This is a genomic window from Alkaliphilus sp. B6464 (genome assembly GCF_018141165.1).
Classification (GTDB): Bacteria; Bacillota; Clostridia; order Peptostreptococcales; family Natronincolaceae; genus Alkaliphilus_B.
Genome location: NZ_CP058557.1, coordinates 91312 through 111610, shown reverse-complemented (window position 1 = coordinate 111610; position 20299 = coordinate 91312). Strand labels below are relative to the sequence as shown.

Here is a 20299-nt window from a genome sequence, read left to right as displayed (position 1 = left end):
GATGAAAAATAAACAGTTGAGAAAGATTATAAGTGTAGTCATAACACTAAGTATTGTATTTATGTTTTCATTAAGTGCATATGCCATGAACATAGATGTACAGAGCAGATATGTTCATATCACAGGGGTAGAACTGGTTTATCGTGCAGGTAGTCCTTACTACGCTACTAAAATAATAGATTTAACAAATAATAGTAGAATACCTCAAAATGCTAAAGTAACGAGAATAGAGTTGTCGGGGAATATGAGAAGTGATAATAATAGCAACTTTTCTGTAATAGAAAAGGGTATTCGCTCTTATGATAATGGGAAATCATATTTTACTCAACAAATTTTCGATAATGTTCGCAATTTAGACAGTAACATGAATGTAAGACAAAAATGGGATATATTATTTGCAGTGGGGAATCCAATGAGAGCAAACAATATAACATGGACCGCAGATATAACAATATATTACGAATAATATTTGTGTTAGAAATATAAATATATTTTATTTTGATTAAACTTAATGAAGTTTAAGTAAAGATGTGAAGAATTCAAAAAGGATTTTCTATAGTCTGAATATGAGATAAGGTCATAATATAAATACCCAGCGGTTTATTATTTGCTGGGTATTATATTTTATTTTACGAAAATAATCCTTCCAAAGTATTGTGCGATTTAGAGGATTTTCTTTATAGACTATAGAAATATAATATTTAGCATATGGAAATAAAAAGTTTTCTATTAGAGTTTATAGGATAACTTTTGTAAAACCAATAGGAAATTATATACAAGAGTATAAGCCGTATAAATTCCTATTGGTTATAAAAAATTAAATGGGGGAGAAATCTAGTGAAAAATTTTGTATATCAGAATCCAACAAAGATTATATTTGGACAGGGAACTATTAACCAAATAGGAAAAGAAATAAAAAACCATGGTATAAATAAGGTGCTTATTATTTATGGCGGTGGATCAATACTTAAAAATGGTGTTTATGAAGAGGTTACTAAATCCCTTAAGGAACATGATGTGGGTTATGTAGAAGTATCTGGAGTACAGCCTAATCCAGTTTTAGGCAAGGTCCAAGAAGCTATAAATAAGGCGAAGGAAGAAAAAGTAGAAGGTTTACTAGCGATAGGTGGAGGAAGTGTATATGATACTACAAAAGCAGTTGCTATTGGATGCCACTATGACGGAAGTGTATGGGATTTTTATGAAGGGACAGCAAAGCCGAAAAGTGCGATGCCTTTCTTTGGTGTATTAACTATATCCGCCACTGCATCAGAAATGAATATGGGTTCTGTAATTACAAACGAAGCCGAAGATAAAAAATGGAGCTGTGGTTCACCTGTTATGTATCCTAAAGTAAGTATTATAGACCCAAATGTACAAGCAACATTACCCCCTAATCAAACGGCTAATACTGCCATCGATACAATGGCTCACGTTTTCGAACTTTACTTTGACGGAACAGAAGATGTGGATGTTTTATTAGAATACTCTGAAGGTATTATTCGTTCAACTATGAAACATGTAAAAATATTGTTAGAAGATCCAACGAATTATCAGTCAAGAGCACAACTAGCTTGGTGTGCAACCCTTGGGTTAAATGGAAGTAACGGTGTCGGAAGAAGTGGTGGAGATTGGGCTTCCCACGGTATAGAGCATAGCTTAAGTGTTTTATATGGCGTTGCACATGGAGCAGGTCTTGCAATTGTTTTCCCTGCTTGGATGAAATATGTATATAAAGAAAACATAGATATGTTTGAACGATTCGCTGAGCAAATATTTAATATAAAAGAAGGTACAAAAGAAGAAAAGGCTTTAAAAGGAATAGAAGAATTAAAAATGTTTTTTAGTAGCTTAAATGCGCCCGTTACATTAAAAGAAATAGGTGTAAAATTTGAGGATTTAGATAAAATTGCTGATAACGCAGCGATGCAGGTGCCTCGAGGTGCTATTAAAAAACTATATAGAGAAGATATATTAGAAATATTAAAAATCGCTTATGAGTAATGTGTATATTTAAAATAATGTGGTATATATATTATTGCTTTATTATAGACTAAAGAATATACAGGGAGGTTTTACAATGGATATTATTGAAGCAGTAGCAAAAACATTAAAGGAATCTGGAGAGCCTTTAAAAGCTGGAGAAATTGCAGAGAAAGCAGGTATTGATAAAAAAGAAGTGGATAAAGCTATTAAAGAGCTAAAAAAGGATGAAAAAATAATTTCTCCGAAGCGTTGCTATTATTCAATCAAGGAGTAATTTAATATTAATATAAGAACATTTATTCTAGGTAGAGACATATAATGCAGCATTAATATTTCTGTCATGGCAGGTGTAGTTTCATACTACACTTGTTTTTTTCGGTAGTGTAAAGTAATTTGTGATTAATAACAGATAATGGGAGTATAGATATCCATACTCCCATAGAAATAAACTATTTCTGGGTTATATCATTTTTTCTATGAACACTAAACGGAGGTAATTCTTTTGCTGAATTTAAATTAAAAATCATTGCTTTAGCATCAGCAAACCATTTTCCAGTAATATGATATCTGTTTTCTTCTTTCCACTCATCTTTCATAATATTACGTAGCATATACCGAATGGTATTATTCGAAGTGGATAAAGCTTTTTTCTGCTCACCTTTTGGTTTTGAAAATCGAATAGCCCTTTCACTCTCCGCTTTGCATGCTTTTAAAGCAAAAACTTTATTTTTGATGTCTACCATAGGTTGCACATATTGTGGATATCCCATATCTTCAATCAAGCGACGGGTAAATGTAATACCATTTTGTGTAATATGCATATCAGGTGTGCCGGCTATTTCAATATCGATAATTTCAAATTGAAAATCTTCAAAATTCATCTGATCAAACATTTAAATCTTCCTTTCATCTTTAAATTTTTCAACTACTTGTTTAATTTCTTCTTTATTCCATTTTGGATTAATGTGAATAAATCCTTTCAAAGCACCATTTTTGACTCTGCTAATAAAAATTCCTGTTTCCGGTTTTGTTACCTGTGTAGAAGAATATCTACGTGTTTTTAGTAGATATTGCACTTTCTCCCATTTTTCTTTAGAGATAATAGCAGGAATACCATCTTTTAAAAGATATTGTGGTCGCTGACCTGTATTATGCATCTTCCTATGAGTAAAACAATCAACAGTAAAAGTTTTTTGCATCAATACATCACCACAATATTTTTCATTTCTCAAAATGCGGAGGATACTGCTACTTTTCCATATTTCATTTCCTATTACTGTTGGAATACGGGCATTTGTAAGAGAACATGCAATTTCACTGGGACTTGCACCATCAAGATAACTGTCATAGATATAACGGATAATTTCGGCTTCTTCCTCTGCAACTACAACTTGACCGTACTCATTTTTATCAAAACCAAGAAGATTATGAGTGGGAATAATTGGGATCCCTTTTTTAAACCGTTCAATAATCGACCACGTTATAGCAGCACTCTTTTGTTCACTTTCACCTTGTGCTACCAAGCTCATAACACCAAGAGTAAACTCATTTTTACTTTCAAGTGTATTCAAATTTTCACTTTCAAAAAACACACCAACCGGCGGACGTAGTAACCTTAACCGTCTTATGGTATCAAGACAGTCAAGAGTATTTCTAGCAAATCGACTGATGCTTTTTGTAAGTATCAAATCGATTTTCCCAGAATAACAATCGTCTACCATGCGCAAAAAATTTATGCGTCCACGAGTAGATGTTCCAGAAACACCTTCATCAGCATAAATTCCTACAAACTCCCATTTGGGATTGTTTTCTATCATTTCCTTATAATGTTGAACTTGTAATTCGTGGCTACCTGCCTGAGATCCTTCATAAGTACTGACTCTACAATAAGCAGCTACTCTAAGTATTCGGTTATTTTCTACTAAATAAGATTCTAGGGCTGGAATAACCTCCACACTGACAGACTCAGAAAAAGCTTTCTGAATTTGTAGCTTTTTCTCCTCTCTTTTATTCTTAGACTTTTTTCTTTTGCCCCAATGCGTAATTTTTCCAACCTCTAACTTTTTACTTATCTCCACACCTCCTATCTATATAGCTGATGGATTTTCAAAATAGAATAAGCTGCCCCGTTTTATGGGTTCAGCTTATCCTATCATTGATTATATACCCATCTTTTATAAATATAAAAAATATACCACACAAATTTTATAGGATATATTCAATGATTTCCGGTAATTTGGCATAGATTGTTTTTTGTAATTTTTCCTTAAGCTCTTTGTTATTATGGTAGGTGTTTTTCTTTTTATATGGAATTATAAATTGAAGGGAACTTTATCTATAACTAGAAACTCTAATTATATGAAAGGGGTGGAAAGAGTGAATATAGATAAACTGGCCAGAATATCCACTGCTACCATGTCGAATAGTAGCGATATAAATAATTCCTTTAAAACCCTGAAAAGGGAGATAGGAAAGAATAACTTAGAGCCTTTGTATGAATGGTTCAACAATAGGAAGGACAAATACTATAAAATAGGATGGGCTTACTTATACAATCATTATGATGTAGAAGATGTGTTCCAAAATACTATTATGAAGGTTTACCAAAACATTAGTCAATTAAGGGAAGAGAGATTTTTTGAAACATGGGTAACTTCAATATTCATAAATGAATGTAAAAGAATATTAAGAAATAGAGAAAAAATTAGCATAATAGAGGACTTGGATAAAACTGAAGTACAACAGGGGCATAATATTTATTTAGAGTTAAAAGATGGATTAGATAGATTGGAGGATATCCATAGAGAGGTATTGACTTTAAAGTATATTAGTGGATATTCTCAAGAGGAAATAGGAGAAATATTAAATATACCAATAGGTACAGTAAAATCACGAATATATAGAGGTCTAAAGCAGCTAAGAAGTAATATAGAGGAGGTGGAATAACTATGTTATGTAAGGATGTAGAGGAGAAAATAATAGATTATATAGATGGTACATTAGATGAAGAAAGTTATTTAGCTATTGAAACTCATATTAAGGCTTGTAGTAAATGTAAAGATGACCTAAAGGAGCTTGGGGAAAGTATAAGCTATATGGAATCGATGAAAAATACCGTAATAGTACCTGAGAATTTTATGGAAAGTGTAAAAAATAAAGTAGAGAACAATAAAAAACTAAGAAAGAGACCAAATAGAAAAATAGGATATATCGCTTTAGTATCTGTTCTAGTAACCTTATTAATAGCCAGTGTTTTTGCAGATGAAGGAATAAAATCTTACTTTGAAATATGGAAGGGAAAAAGTTTAGAAGAGAGCCAGTCAATAGAACAGCTTATTGCAGATGGATATGGTGAAAAATTAAATTTAACGACAGAAGATAGAGACATTAAAATTACTGTAGAGAGCATTATCGCAGATGATATGAATACCGTTCTTCTAATCGAAGTTGAGGATTTAAAGGGGGAGAAAAAATATGCGCCCATACGATGGAATCAAAGCACATTTGCAAATGGCAATTTTAGTTATCTTTTTCCAAGCAAATCAGGGATATCTACAGATAAATCTAAAATTGAAGGAGCGTTTTTACTTCATTCGCCAGAAAAAAACATCACTAGAGCAATAGTAGCCTTTAGTCCTGTAGCTTCGGATTATGAAGAGATAGAATTAGTTATTAACGCCCTAGAAATCATTTCAGATGAAGAAATATCCTTGCCCCATGCCATTGGAGGCCAGTATTATTACGATAAGCATCGGGATCGAATAGTTGATGGGCTATGGAAGGTCAAGATTCCTGTGCAGCTTTCAAGGTCTGTAATCTTTGATCTTCATGAGGAGATGAACCTAGATGGACATAAAATTATCTTCGATAAACTGATCGTATCCCCAACGATGATGACGTTGACCTATGAATTTAATAAAAGGCAGGACCCAGAGTATATATTGAAGTCTTTAAGAAATATTACCATAGAAGCTGATGGAAAGCTTTATAGTGAAATGGGAAGTTTTGGAAAAGGTTCCACTATGCAAAACCAATTTGCTCCTACTGAAGGTAGTATATCCTTTGATACTATGTACTTTAAAATACCAAAGAAAATTAAAATAGCCGTGGATGGATATGAGATTGCTGTTAAAGAACAGAGAACATTAGAAATAGATGTAAATAAACCTTTCCCACAGGATTTTGAGTATTTAAATAGCAAAATTAGAGTAAACAATGTTCAAGGTGACGAAAATCTTATTAGAGTTTCAATGGATAATTTAGGCGAAAAATATTTTGAAAAACTAATGTTTGGGACTTTTATAAATAATAAGGAATATACAGAGACACGGTATGCGACAAAGCCTTTATTTCCAGAAGATTCCCAAGATAGACAAGTATTAAGCTACGATATTCTTTCAAATAATACAGCTCAAGTTTTTAAAGATTACCCTACAGAGGGCTATATGGTAAATTATGCTTCTGTAATTTATTACGAATATGAAACCAAAGAAGAAAAATTAGAAGAACTAAAACTGAAGAACACTTTAGATGAAAAAATAAAATCTATAATTATTAAAATAGAAGGATATGAGGAAAATAGAAATGCTACAGGAAGTATACTATTAGAGTTAAACAAATATAAACAAAAATAAAAGATAGCTTGCTACATTTGAAAGTCATAAATAGGAATAGACAAAAACCATGTATAAAGGAATCGTTAAATTCACTTTACACATGGTTTTGTTATAAAACCCCAGTAGATAGGCAATTTACCTACCTACTGGGGTTTCTAAATCAAATTATTGTATAAAACTATTTATATAATTGTATAAAACTATTTATATAATGATAATCTGCTTGTGCTTTAGCTCTTCTTTCAATAGCTTCTTGAACTAATAGCTCATGCCTAAGTGCATTAGCAGCTTTCTCTTTTCTTTTAGCTTCATCTCTATTAATGCTAATATTTACATTAAAATAGCCGAGCTTTAAGGATAAACTCAGTAATGACATGAAAACTCTACCTCCTAAATTATATTGTTGTTTTTCCAAACGATAAATATCTGAATAATTTTTTTCATTTAAATGAATCATATTACATCTCTCCATTTCTTAATAAATTTAAATTGATTAGTGCTACTATAAAGTTAAAATCACCTTCATTAAAATTTCCTCCCTTCCCAATTTCTATCTATATGTGTATATAGAATGCAATGTGATTTTTAATAAAGCAAAATAAAATTTGTTCGTTCACACTCACAAACTTTATGTCGCACTCAATTCTAAGCTTTGCTTAGAATCACAAGTGCTCAAAATAATAAGCCATAGGTAATCCTACCTATGGCTTATTAGAATAAATTGCTTTTGGACATAAATAATTAAGGGCACGAAGTAATAAAGAAACTATCCGTTAATTTTTATGTAAATTATAAAAGCCATAGGTATGTTATACACACAACCTATGGCATGAATATTTGCTTTATAGTTTTAACTAACATTATAAAAAGATCTTTAATATATGGACATAAAAATATGTTAGTCTTTTACGTTAAAGACAGGCCGTGTGTATATCTTATTAAATTGTAAATAGTTATTGCATAAATCTATGATTTGTCGCTTTTTCATGACACGACCTCCTTTCATAATTTAAAATGATTAACGCTACATATGTAGTATATACATTTATGGTAAAAAATACTACTATTTTTTAAAAATGTAATCAAATTGTAATATATGTAAAAATAAATGATTATAAAATTAAATAAAGGAATCATTTTGTAAACGTAGAAATTAGAATTATGATACAATTATAATTAAATAATCTGTATACTTTATAAGTATAGGAAAAATTATAATAAATAATATGTTAAATGACTGGAGGAGAAAATTGGGCTTATGGAACAAGTACAATTTGCTCAACTTGCTATAAATACAATTAGTGGAAAAACTGATAATGTATATGAGGATATTTTTACACTTCCAAAGGAAAGAAGGGGTTTTGCTTTTAACCAACGACTTATGGTTACTCCTGTTTTTTTCTATAGAATAATTGGAATTGAAGATAAAAATACCTATGAACAAAAGCTACTTGAGCTTCATAGTAAATTAAAAGAATTAGGAGATATTTACTTAAAAATAGATAGAGGTTTTGATAAGTTTATTGATAATGGATTTATTCAAAAGACTAATCATTATTGGAGTAATGCGGAAAAAACTGGCTTGTCTAGTGCTAAAATTATTGTAGAATCTACTTTGAAAAGTGATGTTATTTCATCTATTAATTTAGTTAAAGACCAGTTAATTAAAGATAAACTTACAATATTATTAGATATATTTATGAGAAATCAGACGAATATGAATATAGTTAAAAACTTCTATATTAAGTTTTTGTATTGGACTCAGAAATATGCTATTAATCTTTTAAAGGCTTATGAATATGGGAATACCAATCCGAAGGTTCTATTTTATGGAGATATTCAAAGAGATGAAGTATATTTTTTAATATTTCTTTCATTACTTGGATTCGATGTATTATATTTTCACACAAATGATGGAAGTAGATTTAATGAGATTGAAGGTATAGATGTATATTCAAATTTGGTGGAATACCCATATAGAGAATCTTTGAGGCCTTTTCCTAATGCACCTAGGGCAATACGTAGAGAGACAGTGGCATATAGAGCTTCTAGGGAAATAGACCAAGTTCTTCATACAGAAGACAGTGGAGTTTATAGGCCTTGGCAGTTTGAAGATTATGAAGTTGTATCCCGCCCTCTTAGAACAACTCATGAAGAGCTGTTTATACTATGGAAAGAAGAAGCAAGATTTAGAGAAGGTTTTAAAGTAGGGGATGGTAGGGTATATATACCAAATATATTTGCAAAGATTAGCGGAACAACTATAGATTTAAATGAGTATTGGGATAACTTTGAAAAATTAATGGCTAAAGAAGATACAACAATTTTAATTGAAAAAATACCTTTTAATAGGCCAAGGGGATTTGCTGTAACTCAGGGTGTATTTAATCTAGATGGTAGTCTTAATAAAGAAAAGGTAAAGAGTATTCGTGAATATCGCTTTGGCTATCTTAGAACTTCAGTGCAAAATTTAATTTTAGATAAAATAGATGAATTAGTGGTTACAACAGATTTATTTACATTTCAAATTACTAATGATTTTAAAACTAAAGCTTTATATACTATTTTAGGGTTAGACAAAATATATTTAGATTTACTACAAAAATTTGATTACCCACTCCAGATACCTAAATTAGTTATTTTTGATGGTAATGAAAGTATATTTAGTGATGAGGATATAATAATAATTGCTTTTCTTCATCTTGTTGGATTCGATATAGTAATATTAACCCCAACTGGTTACAATAATATTGAGAATGGTATAGATAAGTATTATTATGATATTCATAAACTAGAGGATTTTAAATTTGATTTAAGACCTCAAAGAAACAAACAGGAAGAAAACAAAAGTACATTGAAGAAAGGCTTCTTTTGGTTTTTTCAATAGTTAAGCTTAAATATTTAAAGCATAGGGGGAATTATAATGAACGAAATTAATGGAAACTTTGAGATGCAGGAAGTTGATTTGGAAAAGAAAGTTAATGAAGTCGCTGTAAAAGTAAAGGCCTCTCCAGAGGTGCAAAAATTAGCAACTCAATTGGATATAAGAAATGCTCAAGCTATTATGTCTTTTGGACAAGACACTGCTGTTGAAATTTCAAAATTTAGTGATCGTATTTTGGCTTCTATTAGTAACTCTTCCGTAGAAGATAGTGGGAAGATGTTACAGCAATTAAACTCTATAATGGGTAAGTTTGATAAAAAGGATTTTGAAGATAAAAAACCAGGACTTTTTGAAAAAATATTTAACAAAGTCAAAGATGATATTAACAAATTGCTTGAAAAGTATCAGACGATGGATAAAGAAATTTCAAAAATTTATGTAGAAATTAAGCAATATGAAAATGAAATAACAAAAACAAATAATATGCTTGAAGAAATGTTTGAAAAAAATTTAGAGTACTATGAAAATCTTGAAAAATATATTCAAGCAGGATATATAATAACTGATAATATGAGAACCCAAATTATACCACAATTAGAGCAAAGAGCAGCTTCTGGAGATCAAATGGAAGCAATTAATCTACAAAATGGACTACAAGCACTTGAAATGGTAGAGCAAAGAGTATATGACTTAGAAATGGCTAAAATGGTTGCATTACAAACAGCACCTCAAATTAAGCTAATTCAAAGAGGTAACTATAATCTACTACGTAAAATCGGAAGTGCATTTGTAGTAACTATCCCTGTGTTTAAGTCAGGGCTTATACAGGCAATTGCTATAAAGAGACAAAAAATACAAGCAGATGCAATGAAAGCTTTAGACGATAAAACAAATGAAATGCTAATGAGAAATGCTCAAAATATTGCTAGTCAATCTGTAGATATTGCAAGATTAACATCAGGGTCTAGCATTAAAATTGAAACTCTTGAAAAAACCTTTGAAACTATAGTAAGAGGTATTGAAGAAACTAAACAAATAGAAGAAGAAAATAGGCAAAATCGTGATGCAAGTAGACAGAAGCTATTAGAGCTTCAACATCAATTAGAGAGTAAAAGATAATAATACCTTACTTGACAAATTTGACTAAAATTAATAAAATTAAATTTAATATTAAATATTTTAAGTTTTAAATAATAAATACTAAAGATCATGAATGTTTATTTAAGAATAATAAAAACGAAGAAAGTAGGGATAGTGATGGCTATTAGTTTAAAAAAAGGTGAAAAGGTAGATTTGACTAAGGGAAATCCAGGGTTATCTAAAGTTGTAGTAGGTCTTGGATGGGATACAAATAAATATGATGGAGGCAGTGCTTTTGATCTAGATGCTGCAGCATTTCTTTTAGGAAGTGATGGTAAGGTAAGTGGAGATCACGATTTTATTTTTTATAACAATTTAAAGGATAAGTCTGGTTCAATTATTCACCAAGGAGACAACCTTACTGGTGAAGGTGATGGAGACGATGAGCAAATAAGAATAGAATTAGATAAGGTTCCTGCTAGTATAGAGCGCATTGCATTTACTGTAACTATCCATGATGGAGAAGAACGTGCACAAAACTTTGGACAAGTATCTAATGCTTATATCCGTGTATTTAAAGAAGAAAATGAAGAGGAATTAATTAGATACGATTTAGGTGAAGATTTTAGTATCGAGACTGCTATAGTTGTAGGAGAACTATATAGACATCAAGGTGAATGGAAGTTTAATGCTATTGGAAGTGGTTTCCAAGGTGGTCTCTTTGCCCTTTGTAGGAATTTTGGAGTAAATGTAGGATAATAACTAGTTAAAAATAAGGTGGGAAAATTAAATGAAATATGAAATCTTGTATGGAAACGCTTTTCCAATTGTAAAGATAAATTTACAAAAAGGAGAAAGAATAAAAGCAGAATCCGATGCTATGGTGTCTATGTCAAGTACAATTGATTTAGATGGAAAGCTAGAGGGTGGACTTTTTAAAGGTTTAGGTAGAATGCTTGCGGGGGAAAAGTTTTTCTTTCAAACTCTTGCGGCAAATAGAGGACCTGGTGAAGCACTCCTTGCACCTTCTGTTCCAGGTGGAATTGTAGATGTAGAGCTAGATGGAAGCTACGGTCTATGTGTGCAAAAGGATGGATTTTTAGCAGCTTCAGACTCTATATCTGTTGATACTCAAATGCAGAACCTAACAAGAGGACTTTTTTCTGGGGAAGGTTTCTTTATACTAAAAGTACGTGGTACAGGTACGGTTTTTATTAACTCCTATGGGGCTATACATCCAATTAACTTAGAAGCAGGAGAAGAGGTAATAATAGATAATAGTCACCTAGTAGCTTGGCCAGACTATATGCAATATAACATAGAAAAAGCTTCTTCAGGATGGATATCCAGCTGGACATCTGGTGAAAGCTTAGTGTGTAGATTTAGAGGTCCTGGAACAGTGCTAATTCAAACTAGAAATCCTAGAGGTTTTGGTGCTTGGATTAGACAATTCATACCATCAGGTAAATAAATATATAAATAATTTCAATACTTAATTTATATTAAATAACTGGAGAGGAGGGAGCAATATGGCGATTAGTTTACAAAAGGGACAAAGAGTAGATTTGACAAAGGGAAATTCTGGCTTATCTCAAATAATGATAGGACTAGGCTGGGACCCAGTTGAGCAAAAAAAAGGTGGACTTTTTGGTGGGCTTTTAGGTGGTGGCAAGGCGGCTGAAATAGATTGTGACGCTTCTGTATTAATGCTGGATGAAAATAATAAATTAGTATCAAATAAAAATCTAATATATTTTGGCAATTTAAGAAGTAGCTGCGGAAGTGTGTGGCATACTGGAGATAATTTAACTGGAGACGGAGATGGAGATGACGAGGAGATCATCGCAGTACTTAGCCAAATACCTGCAAATATACATAAACTTCTATTTGTTGTAAATATTTATGATTGTGTTAGACGAAAGCAAGACTTTGGAATGATCGAAAATGCTTATATCCGTGTAGTTAATTCAAGCAACAATCAAGAGCTTATCAAATATAATCTAACAGAAAACTATGGTGGCAAAACAGCATTGATGGTAGGAGAAATATATAGACACGGTAGCGAGTGGAAATTCGGGGCTATTGGAGAGGGGACCCAAGACACTTCCTTGGGAGAAATTATTAAAAAGTTCTAAACTATATAAAATCATTTAATAGGAAGGAGAAGTACTATATGACAATTAACTTATCTAAAGGTCAAAGAATAGACTTAACTAAAACTAACCCTGGACTTAAAAAGGCTATTATAGGGTTGGGGTGGGATACAAACAAATACTCTGGAGGATATGACTTTGATTTAGACGCTTCTGCCTTTTTAGTAGGGGCAAATGGAAAAGTAAATAATGATAAGGACTTTATTTTTTATAACAACCTACAGGGAGCCAATGGTTCGGTTATTCATACTGGAGATAATAGGACTGGTGAAGGAGAAGGAGATGACGAACAACTTATAATAGAATTTGACAAAGTTCCTGCACACGTAGACAAGGTTGCTATTACAGTTACTATACATGATGCACTGCAAAGAGCACAAAACTTTGGACAAGTATCTAATGCTTTTGTTCGTTTAGTAAACCAAGATACTGATGAAGAAGTATTACGATATGATTTAGCAGAGGAATTTTCTATAGAAACAGCTATAGTAGTATGTGAGATATATCGTCATGGTAATGAATGGAAGTTTAGCGCTGTTGGAAGCGGATTTCAAGGTGGACTAGCTGCACTTTGTTCCAACTATGGATTACAGGTAGGCTAGTAGATAGGTTAGTAATAAGTCGGTAGGAGGAGTTTGATATTCCTACTGGCTTTTTTATTGTCTAAGAAAGTATACTTTCCTATATAATTATAAAAGCATAGCATTTTTCTTATGCCCAAAAGCCATATTTTGCTGTTTTTTGTTGAAAACTTTGGGAAAATATACTCTGTTATTATTTTCACTTTTCATATAAAATAGTCATATAGATTTAAGCTGTATACCTTGTAAAAATTATATTACGAATGAAAGAAGGGCTATGGTTGAAATATTTTAATTATCTATCAGAGCAAGAAATAAAAGACCTTTTTTATAAAGAACCACAAAATTTTACAAAAAATGAAGACAAGGATATATTATCCTATGCCCTCGGAGCAACACTATATATGCCAGGTATAAGAGATAGAATAGGGGCAGATATTATAGAAAAAAAGATAAAAGGTATAATGTCTGTAATTATTTGCCTTGAAGATTCTATAGGAGATAGTACTGTTGAAAATGGATTAAAAAATGTAGTTATCCAATTAAAAAAAATAGATGATGCGTTAAAAGAAGGAAATATATTAAAGGAAGAAGTACCACTTATTTTTATAAGAGTTAGAAACCTAGAGCAAATTAAATCTATTTCCTTGGCTTTAGGAGAAAAAATAAATCTATTAGCTGGTTTTGTTATTCCTAAGTTTTCTTATATTAATGGAGAAGATTATTTTAAGGAGATAGAAAATCTAAATAGTAAATGGAATACTTCATTATATGCTATGCCTGTACTTGAAACTAAGGATATTTTATATTTAGATAATAGATTAGAGCATCTTAAAAATTTAAAAGAGTTATTCGATAAATATAAACACTTAATATTAAATATTCGTATTGGAGCAACTGATTTTTCAAGTTTGTTTGGTATAAGAAGAAATATTAATAATGCGATATATGATATTTCTGTTATTAGAGATTGTTTAAGTAGTATTATTAATATATTTGGAAGATATGAAGATAATTATGCAATATCAGGACCAGTATGGGAGTACTTTACTAAAAACACAGATGATGAAAACTACTATTTGCAAGAGCCTATAGCAGGATTAATTAGGGAAGGAAAGCTGGATAAAGAAAACGGATTATTTGGAAAAACCGTAATACATCCTAGCCAAATAATTCCTATCCAATCACTTCAAGTAGTTACTTACGAAGAATATATGGATGCCTATGCTATTATATATAATGAAAATGAAAATAACGGTGTAGTTAGTAGCATATATAAAAATAAAATGAATGAAGTTAAGCCTCACTTAAATTGGGCAAAAAAGATAATCAAAAAATCATATATTTATGGGGTGTACAATGAAAACAAATGTTACAAAGACCTATTGTCAAGAAAGTAATAAGTATGAATATAATATCATTGATGCATTGAATATGATTATTAGAGTAAAAGATAACCACTACAATATTCCACTCAATACTTTATTTACTATGGCTGCACGGAAAAATCCCAAACGCAGCTTTTTATTTGTAAGTAAAGTTTTAGGAAAGCATATTCCTATTAATCCTTACAGTGCATTATTAGCAAATCTTATATTAGCTACTAAATATATGGATGAAGTTTACAATATAAAAGATGAGACTAGGATTAAAGAACTCGTTAGTGGTTTTATTGATCAGAATAATTGTGAAGATATGTACAAAAAAGCAATTCAAACTCCATATGCATTGCCAGAGCCTAATATTTTTATTGGATTTGCTGAAACTGCTACAGGAATAGCCCAAGGGATATTTAGCTATTTTAAAGGTAAAGGATTTTATACCCATACTACAAGAGATATAGTTTTAAACAATGATTTTAATATAGCCTTTGAAGAAGAGCATTCCCATGCTAAGGATCACAATTGTTATGGTTTAAGTGAAGAAGTTTTAAAGTCAGATGCACCAATTGTATTAATAGATGATGAGCTTACTACGGGAAAAACAATTTTAAATATTATTAAGGCTCTGCAAAGCAAATATCCTCGCAAAACCTATGCTGTATTATCGATTTTGGACTGGCGAAGCGATGATGATATTAATAAATTTAATGAAATAGAGAGGGATATGGGAATCTCTATTAAAGTTATTTCCCTAGTGTCAGGTAATATTGAAATAGAAGGAAGTGCAAATATAAATTGTATAAAGCAAAACGAAGAAGTAGCAATATGTGTAGAGGAATCTGATGTTAGTATAGAATACTTAATGTTAGATGATTATTTTGATAAACCACTCAGTTATACTTCTCTTGATGGAGAAGGCAATGAGCATATAACTCCATATTTAAAAGAAACAGGGCGATTTGGTATATCATGCAGTGAGCAAAACCATATTAGTAACGAAATAGCTAAAATAGGAGAATTACTTAATTCAAAAAGAACAGGTGATAAAACACTATGCTTAGGAACAGAGGAATTTATGTATATTCCAATGATGATAGCAGCCCATATGGGGCAAGGGGTTAAATATCACTCTACTACTAGAAGTCCTATATATCCATTAAATAAAGCTGAGTATGGTGCTAAAAATGGATTCTCTTTTGAAAGTCCGGGGGGATCGGGTGTTATAAATTACTTATATAATATTCCATATGAAGGATATGATGAGCTATTTTTAATTTTAGAAAGGGAAGTTTCTCCTAATAGATTAGACTCTATGGTAGGTACATTAAAGATGTTAGGTATCCCTAAAATTTTTATTGTGTATTGTTTGTCGGCAGAGAACAAGCCCTTTACTGGAAGTTACAGTAAGAATGATGTAGTTTTTCTTTTAAAAAACATTAGTGATTCTATAATAGAAACAGATACAGAAGATAAAGAAGAAGCTATACAGTCTGGGGTCCATTATTCTGAAATGTTACCTGTTGAATATAAACCGACTGAGAATTATATAAATTTATTTCATAAATCCCTAGACGAATCAGCTAGAAAGGTTGCCTTGGCTGTAGCTGTAGTTTCTGAAAAAATTATAAGTAATAGAGGGAAGGATATCGTTTTAGTTTCTTTAGCAAGGGCAGGAACACCTATTGGAATATTGATTAAAAGATACTTAGAAAATAATTATGGTATTAAATTGCCACATTACAGTGTTTCTATAATTAGGGGTAAGGGCATAGATGAGAATGCGATCGCTTATATTTTAAAGCATCATCCAGGAAAAGAAGTGCAGTTTATCGATGGATGGACAGGTAAAGGTGCTATTACTAAAGTATTGATAGAAGCTTGTAAGCAGATTAAAGAAAGCTTAGGAGTAGATTTAAATTCTGATTTAGCAGTATTAGCTGACCCTGCATATTGTACAACAACCTTTGGTACTAGAGAAGATTTTCTTATTCCGAGTGCTTGTCTTAATTCAACGGTTTCAGGTTTAGTTAGCCGTACAGTACACCGTGAAGATTTAATAGGGCCTAATGATTTTCATGGTGCCAAGTTTTACGAGGAAATGATGGATGATGATGTATCTAATATATTTATAGATAGAATTACAGAAGAATTTTCCTTGATTCAAGATGAAATAGAAGCTGAGATAAATCTTCATAAAGAACTTTCACATGAAGTTACTTGGAAAGGATTAAAAGATATTGAAATAATACAAACGGCCTTTGGAATAGAAGATATTAATTTAATTAAACCAGGTATAGGGGAAACCACAAGGGTACTTCTGCGTAGAGTGCCTTGGAAAGTATTAGTTCGTGATTATGAAAGCGATAATTTAAAGCATATTTTATTACTAGCAAAAGACAGAGGTGTTCCTGTAGAGGAGTACCCACACATGACCTATGGATGTTGTGGATTGATTAAGCCTTTAAAAGAATGAATTTAATATAATATTAAGAAAATTGTGGATAAAACCATGGAAAATTAGGAGTATATTGATAATTTATACTGCACATTGTGTTTCAAATCAGAATGCAGTAATTAAAGTATGGGAAAAAAGGGAATCTTTATGGAAGAAAAACTCCACCTTTAGCTGTGGAGTTTTTTATTTTGATTATTTTTTAATTATATATACGGAGGAAGGAAAATGAGAATAATTATTCAAAATGGATCAGGCCAACCAATATATGATCAAATTACAGATCAGATAAAGACTTTAATATTAAATGGTCAATTATCAGATGGAGAACAGTTACCTTCTATAAGGAGTTTGGCGAAAGATTTGCAAATAAGTGTTATTACAACTAAACGAGCATATGAAGAGCTAGAAAGAGAAGGTTTTATAGAAACCGTTGCTGGGAAAGGATCATTTGTAGCAGTTCAGGATAAAGAACTTCTTAAAGAAAAGAAGCTACAAATAATAGAAGAAAAACTACAAAGTGCAGTTGTAGAAGGCAAGCAACTAGGATTGACCATTGATGAGCTAAAGGAAATGCTTACAATACTTTATAGTGAGGTGGAATAGATAATGAATTATTTATTAGAATTAAATGATGTATCAAAAAAGTATAAGGAGTTTCAATTAAATAACATAAGCTTTAATTTAGAAAAAGGATATATTATGGGATTTATTGGTCCTAATGGAGCTGGAAAAAGCACAACTATTAAACTTATAATGAACCTAATAAAAAAAGATGGAGGACAAATTAAAATCTTTGGCAAGGATTATAAGAAGGATGAAATTGCGATAAAGGAAAGAATAGGCTTTGTATACGACGAAAATTATTTTTATGAAGATTTAAGTCTTCTAGGCATGAAGAATATTATTGCACCTTTTTATAAAAATTGGGATGAAAAAACTTTCCAAAAATATATTAAAGAGTTTAACCTATCTTTAAAGCAGAAAATTAAAGAATTATATAAGGGGATGAAAATGAAATATTCACTAGCCTTAGCCCTATCACATAATGCAGATTTAATTATAATGGATGAGCCTACATCAGGCTTAGACCCTATTATAAGGAATGAGCTTTTAGAAATATTGTATGACATTATACAAGATGAAGACAAGGGGATTTTATTTTCTACCCACAACACTACAGATTTAGATAAGATAGCAGATTATATTACCTTTATTAACGATGGTAAGATGCTGTTTAGTAAGCCAAAGGATGAAATAATGAATCAATATAAGGTAGTAAAGGGTGGAAAAGAGGCTTTAAGCTCTGACATAAGAAAAAAACTTATAGGAGTAAAAGAACACAATTGCGGTTTTGAGGGTTTAACAATAAACAGTTTACTATTAAAAAAAGAGTTAAAGAATGAAATAATAATTGAGAATGCTACATTGGAAGATATTATGTTATATACCGTTAGGGGGAATAAAAAATGATTAATTTAATAAAAAAAGAATTTATGATTCAAAAAAAATATTTTTTATTATTACTTGGATATAGTTTTTTTATGCTTATAGCATTTTCAATATCTCCGTCAGATATGGCTCAGTCGGCTTATATGGCAGCAGCCATAGGGATTGTATATATGTTTATCCAATATTCATGTGCTATTGAAGATAAGAATAAAAGTGAAAAAATATTAAACAGTTTACCTATTAGTCGTAAAAAAATTGTACTTTCAAAATATGGAGCTATAATGCTATTTTCCATGTTGTCTGTTATTGTAGTAGGATTAGCAGGAATGTTAGTTTTAAAATTGTCTTTCACTTATATTCGAATAATAGAATTAGAAAACATTGTTGCTATTCTTTCAATTGCTTGGATGCTTGCAGCCATCTATTTACCTGTTTACTTTAAATTTGGATATATAAAAGCAAAAGCATTTAATATGATTATATTTTTCATTTTCTTCTTCGGTCCAATGTTCGCTAAAAATTATTTGCAAAAATATATAGGTAGTTCATCTATGGAGTCTATTTTGAATTTTATGGCAAGTAAGGGCCCTATTGCTATTGCTGGAATAGCTTTATTTGCCTCTATGATTCTTGTAATTATTTCTGCTATAATATCAACAAGAGTATATTATAATAGAGAATTTAATTAGAAGGAATTAATAATCTATAGAGGGTGGCGGGATGAATTTATTTTATCCCTACTATTTATGGAAACTGTATCGATACACTATCGCTAAATTACTTTAAATACACACTTTACAGGAATGAAATCTCGTGGTACAATAAAAGTGTAACGACGTTGCGATACAATTTACATAATATAAGGGGGATATTTTAACCATGGATAGACAATTACAATCTAATAAGATACAAGATTTAACAATCTTAGGTCTTTTAACTGCTTTAGTAGCTGTATCTACAATGATGATTAAAATTCCAGTCATTGCTACGGAAGGCTACATTCATTTAGGGGATAGTATGATTTTTCTAGCAGCAATTATGTTTGGTAAAAAGAAAGGTGCTATTGCTGGGGGATTAGGATCCGCTATGGCAGATTTACTTCTTGGGTATACTCATTGGATATTACCAACACTTATTATTAAAGGTCTAATGGGATGTGGTATTGGTGCTATTTCAGATCAAGAAAATGATAATATAATTAACTTTAGAAATAGTGGTGCTTTAGTATTTGGAGCTAGTTGGATGGTATTTGGTTACTTTATTGCAGGAGGAATTATGAAGGGAAGCTTTATTGTTTCAGCAACTAGTATACCAGCAAATTTAGTTCAAGGTTTTGTAGGAGCTTTATTATTCATACCAATAGGTATTGCTCTTAAAAAAACTAAATATTTTAAGCAATATGTGTTAAAATAACGATGGGGAAATTTCTCCATCGTTATTTTTATAGTGTAAGAAAGTATAAACTTTTTTACTATTTAAGGTTTTTAAAGAAGTAGGATATTGGTAATATTTTAAGTGCGCCATGAGTCAATGCGATAGCATCAGACGAATTTTTTTATATAATATATTATCGAACTACTTTCATAACTTTTTGTATACATATATAATTGACAGTATCTAGATAAAAAGTTAAAATAAAAAAGTCTGTAATAAATATTTTAAAGTTAAATTTTTGAAATATACTACAAAAATTATTGCTGATTTAAAATTTTT

General features: G+C 30.9%; 20 protein-coding genes. 17 read left to right on the top strand and 3 right to left on the bottom strand.

The genetic code is table 11. From position 1 onward, the window contains the following. Position 1 precedes the first annotated feature (1 nt). The 3 genes from HYG84_RS00565 (at position 2) to HYG84_RS00555 (ending at position 2260) form a co-directional block, all read left to right on the top strand. Positions 2–466, top strand: a complete 465-nt coding sequence (locus tag HYG84_RS00565; RefSeq protein WP_212379745.1) for a hypothetical protein — start codon at positions 2–4, stop codon at positions 464–466. A 371-nt stretch (positions 467–837) separates the two neighbouring features. Next, the gene (locus HYG84_RS00560) at positions 838–2004 is read left to right on the top strand and encodes an iron-containing alcohol dehydrogenase (RefSeq protein WP_212379743.1); all 1167 of its coding nucleotides are present in this window, start codon (positions 838–840) and stop codon (positions 2002–2004) included. Between the two features lie 76 nt (positions 2005–2080). Further along, the gene (locus tag HYG84_RS00555) at positions 2081–2260 is read left to right on the top strand and encodes an HTH domain-containing protein (RefSeq protein ID WP_212379741.1); all 180 of its coding nucleotides are present in this window, start codon (positions 2081–2083) and stop codon (positions 2258–2260) included. Positions 2261–2435: 175 nt separating this feature from the next. Here HYG84_RS00555 and HYG84_RS00550 read toward each other — a convergent pair whose 3' ends face one another. After that, the gene (locus tag HYG84_RS00550) at positions 2436–2879 is read right to left on the bottom strand and encodes a hypothetical protein (RefSeq protein WP_212379739.1); all 444 of its coding nucleotides are present in this window, start codon (positions 2877–2879) and stop codon (positions 2436–2438) included. Then, positions 2880–4064: a recombinase family protein gene (locus tag HYG84_RS00545; protein WP_212379737.1), complete on the bottom strand. Its 1185-nt coding sequence runs from the start codon at positions 4062–4064 to the stop codon at positions 2880–2882. Between the two features lie 298 nt (positions 4065–4362). Here HYG84_RS00545 and HYG84_RS00540 point away from each other — a divergent pair, with 298 nt between their 5' ends. Next, on the top strand, positions 4363–4932 hold the full coding sequence (locus HYG84_RS00540; RefSeq protein ID WP_249168681.1) for an RNA polymerase sigma factor: 570 nt from the start codon (positions 4363–4365) through the stop codon (positions 4930–4932). A 2-nt stretch (positions 4933–4934) separates the two neighbouring features. Continuing rightward, entirely contained in the window at positions 4935–6620 is a 1686-nt protein-coding gene (locus HYG84_RS00535) for a DUF4179 domain-containing protein (protein WP_212381992.1), read from the top strand. A 160-nt stretch (positions 6621–6780) separates the two neighbouring features. On the opposite strand, the gene HYG84_RS00530 is transcribed toward HYG84_RS00535, so the two are convergent. Beyond that, complete coding sequence (locus HYG84_RS00530) at positions 6781–7059, bottom strand: hypothetical protein (RefSeq protein ID WP_212379735.1); 279 nt, start codon at positions 7057–7059, stop codon at positions 6781–6783. Between the two features lie 801 nt (positions 7060–7860). Between HYG84_RS00530 and HYG84_RS00525 the strand changes: the two genes are divergently transcribed. The 12 genes from HYG84_RS00525 to HYG84_RS00470 all read left to right on the top strand — a co-directional run bounded on the left by HYG84_RS00525 (position 7861) and on the right by HYG84_RS00470 (position 19999). Beyond that, positions 7861–9489 (top strand): YceG family protein, encoded by a 1629-nt coding sequence (locus tag HYG84_RS00525; RefSeq protein WP_212379733.1) that lies wholly within the window; start codon positions 7861–7863, stop codon positions 9487–9489. Between the two features lie 36 nt (positions 9490–9525). Continuing rightward, complete coding sequence (locus HYG84_RS00520; protein ID WP_212379731.1) at positions 9526–10605, top strand: toxic anion resistance protein; 1080 nt, start codon at positions 9526–9528, stop codon at positions 10603–10605. A 138-nt stretch (positions 10606–10743) separates the two neighbouring features. Continuing rightward, the gene (locus tag HYG84_RS00515) at positions 10744–11325 is read left to right on the top strand and encodes a TerD family protein (protein ID WP_212379729.1); all 582 of its coding nucleotides are present in this window, start codon (positions 10744–10746) and stop codon (positions 11323–11325) included. 31 nt (positions 11326–11356) lie between these two features. Then, positions 11357–12037 (top strand): TIGR00266 family protein, encoded by a 681-nt coding sequence (locus tag HYG84_RS00510; RefSeq protein ID WP_212379727.1) that lies wholly within the window; start codon positions 11357–11359, stop codon positions 12035–12037. A gap of 58 nt (positions 12038–12095) precedes the next feature. Next, positions 12096–12701, top strand: a complete 606-nt coding sequence (locus HYG84_RS00505; protein ID WP_212379725.1) for a TerD family protein — start codon at positions 12096–12098, stop codon at positions 12699–12701. 38 nt (positions 12702–12739) lie between these two features. Beyond that, complete coding sequence (locus HYG84_RS00500) at positions 12740–13321, top strand: TerD family protein (RefSeq protein WP_212379723.1); 582 nt, start codon at positions 12740–12742, stop codon at positions 13319–13321. A gap of 260 nt (positions 13322–13581) precedes the next feature. Beyond that, positions 13582–14700, top strand: coding sequence for an HpcH/HpaI aldolase/citrate lyase family protein (locus tag HYG84_RS00495; protein WP_212379721.1), 1119 nt, complete (start codon positions 13582–13584; stop codon positions 14698–14700). Beyond that, positions 14660–17155, top strand: coding sequence for a phosphoribosyltransferase (locus tag HYG84_RS20585; RefSeq protein WP_212379719.1), 2496 nt, complete (start codon positions 14660–14662; stop codon positions 17153–17155). Before HYG84_RS00495 ends, HYG84_RS20585 begins: the two co-directional genes overlap by 41 nt. Positions 17156–17362: 207 nt before the next feature. Further along, positions 17363–17740 (top strand): GntR family transcriptional regulator, encoded by a 378-nt coding sequence (locus tag HYG84_RS00485; protein ID WP_212379717.1) that lies wholly within the window; start codon positions 17363–17365, stop codon positions 17738–17740. A gap of 3 nt (positions 17741–17743) precedes the next feature. Next, complete coding sequence (locus tag HYG84_RS00480; RefSeq protein ID WP_212379715.1) at positions 17744–18607, top strand: ABC transporter ATP-binding protein; 864 nt, start codon at positions 17744–17746, stop codon at positions 18605–18607. After that, positions 18604–19275 carry an ABC-2 transporter permease gene (locus HYG84_RS00475; protein WP_212379714.1) on the top strand — a complete coding sequence of 224 codons (672 nt, stop codon included), beginning with the start codon at positions 18604–18606 and terminating at the stop codon, positions 19273–19275. The genes HYG84_RS00480 and HYG84_RS00475 overlap by 4 nt, the downstream gene beginning before the upstream one ends. A 190-nt stretch (positions 19276–19465) precedes the next feature. Next, on the top strand, positions 19466–19999 hold the full coding sequence (locus HYG84_RS00470) for an ECF transporter S component (protein WP_212379712.1): 534 nt from the start codon (positions 19466–19468) through the stop codon (positions 19997–19999). The last annotated feature ends 300 nt before the right edge of the window (positions 20000–20299 follow it).

Coding starts and splice junctions, on each gene's coding strand:
- HYG84_RS00505 (WP_212379725.1), top strand. CDS start 12,096: ATGGCGATTAGTTTACAAAAGGGACAAAGAGTAGATTTGACAAAGGGA.
- HYG84_RS00535 (WP_212381992.1), top strand. CDS start 4,935: ATGTTATGTAAGGATGTAGAGGAGAAAATAATAGATTATATAGATGGT.
- HYG84_RS00520 (WP_212379731.1), top strand. CDS start 9,526: ATGAACGAAATTAATGGAAACTTTGAGATGCAGGAAGTTGATTTGGAA.
- HYG84_RS00480 (WP_212379715.1), top strand. CDS start 17,744: ATGAATTATTTATTAGAATTAAATGATGTATCAAAAAAGTATAAGGAG.
- HYG84_RS00510 (WP_212379727.1), top strand. CDS start 11,357: ATGAAATATGAAATCTTGTATGGAAACGCTTTTCCAATTGTAAAGATA.
- HYG84_RS20585 (WP_212379719.1), top strand. CDS start 14,660: ATGAAAACAAATGTTACAAAGACCTATTGTCAAGAAAGTAATAAGTAT.
- HYG84_RS00475 (WP_212379714.1), top strand. CDS start 18,604: ATGATTAATTTAATAAAAAAAGAATTTATGATTCAAAAAAAATATTTT.
- HYG84_RS00500 (WP_212379723.1), top strand. CDS start 12,740: ATGACAATTAACTTATCTAAAGGTCAAAGAATAGACTTAACTAAAACT.
- HYG84_RS00470 (WP_212379712.1), top strand. CDS start 19,466: ATGGATAGACAATTACAATCTAATAAGATACAAGATTTAACAATCTTA.
- HYG84_RS00515 (WP_212379729.1), top strand. CDS start 10,744: ATGGCTATTAGTTTAAAAAAAGGTGAAAAGGTAGATTTGACTAAGGGA.
- HYG84_RS00565 (WP_212379745.1), top strand. CDS start 2: ATGAAAAATAAACAGTTGAGAAAGATTATAAGTGTAGTCATAACACTA.
- HYG84_RS00550 (WP_212379739.1), bottom strand. CDS start 2,879: ATGTTTGATCAGATGAATTTTGAAGATTTTCAATTTGAAATTATCGAT.
- HYG84_RS00555 (WP_212379741.1), top strand. CDS start 2,081: ATGGATATTATTGAAGCAGTAGCAAAAACATTAAAGGAATCTGGAGAG.
- HYG84_RS00530 (WP_212379735.1), bottom strand. CDS start 7,059: ATGATTCATTTAAATGAAAAAAATTATTCAGATATTTATCGTTTGGAA.
- HYG84_RS00525 (WP_212379733.1), top strand. CDS start 7,861: ATGGAACAAGTACAATTTGCTCAACTTGCTATAAATACAATTAGTGGA.
- HYG84_RS00485 (WP_212379717.1), top strand. CDS start 17,363: ATGAGAATAATTATTCAAAATGGATCAGGCCAACCAATATATGATCAA.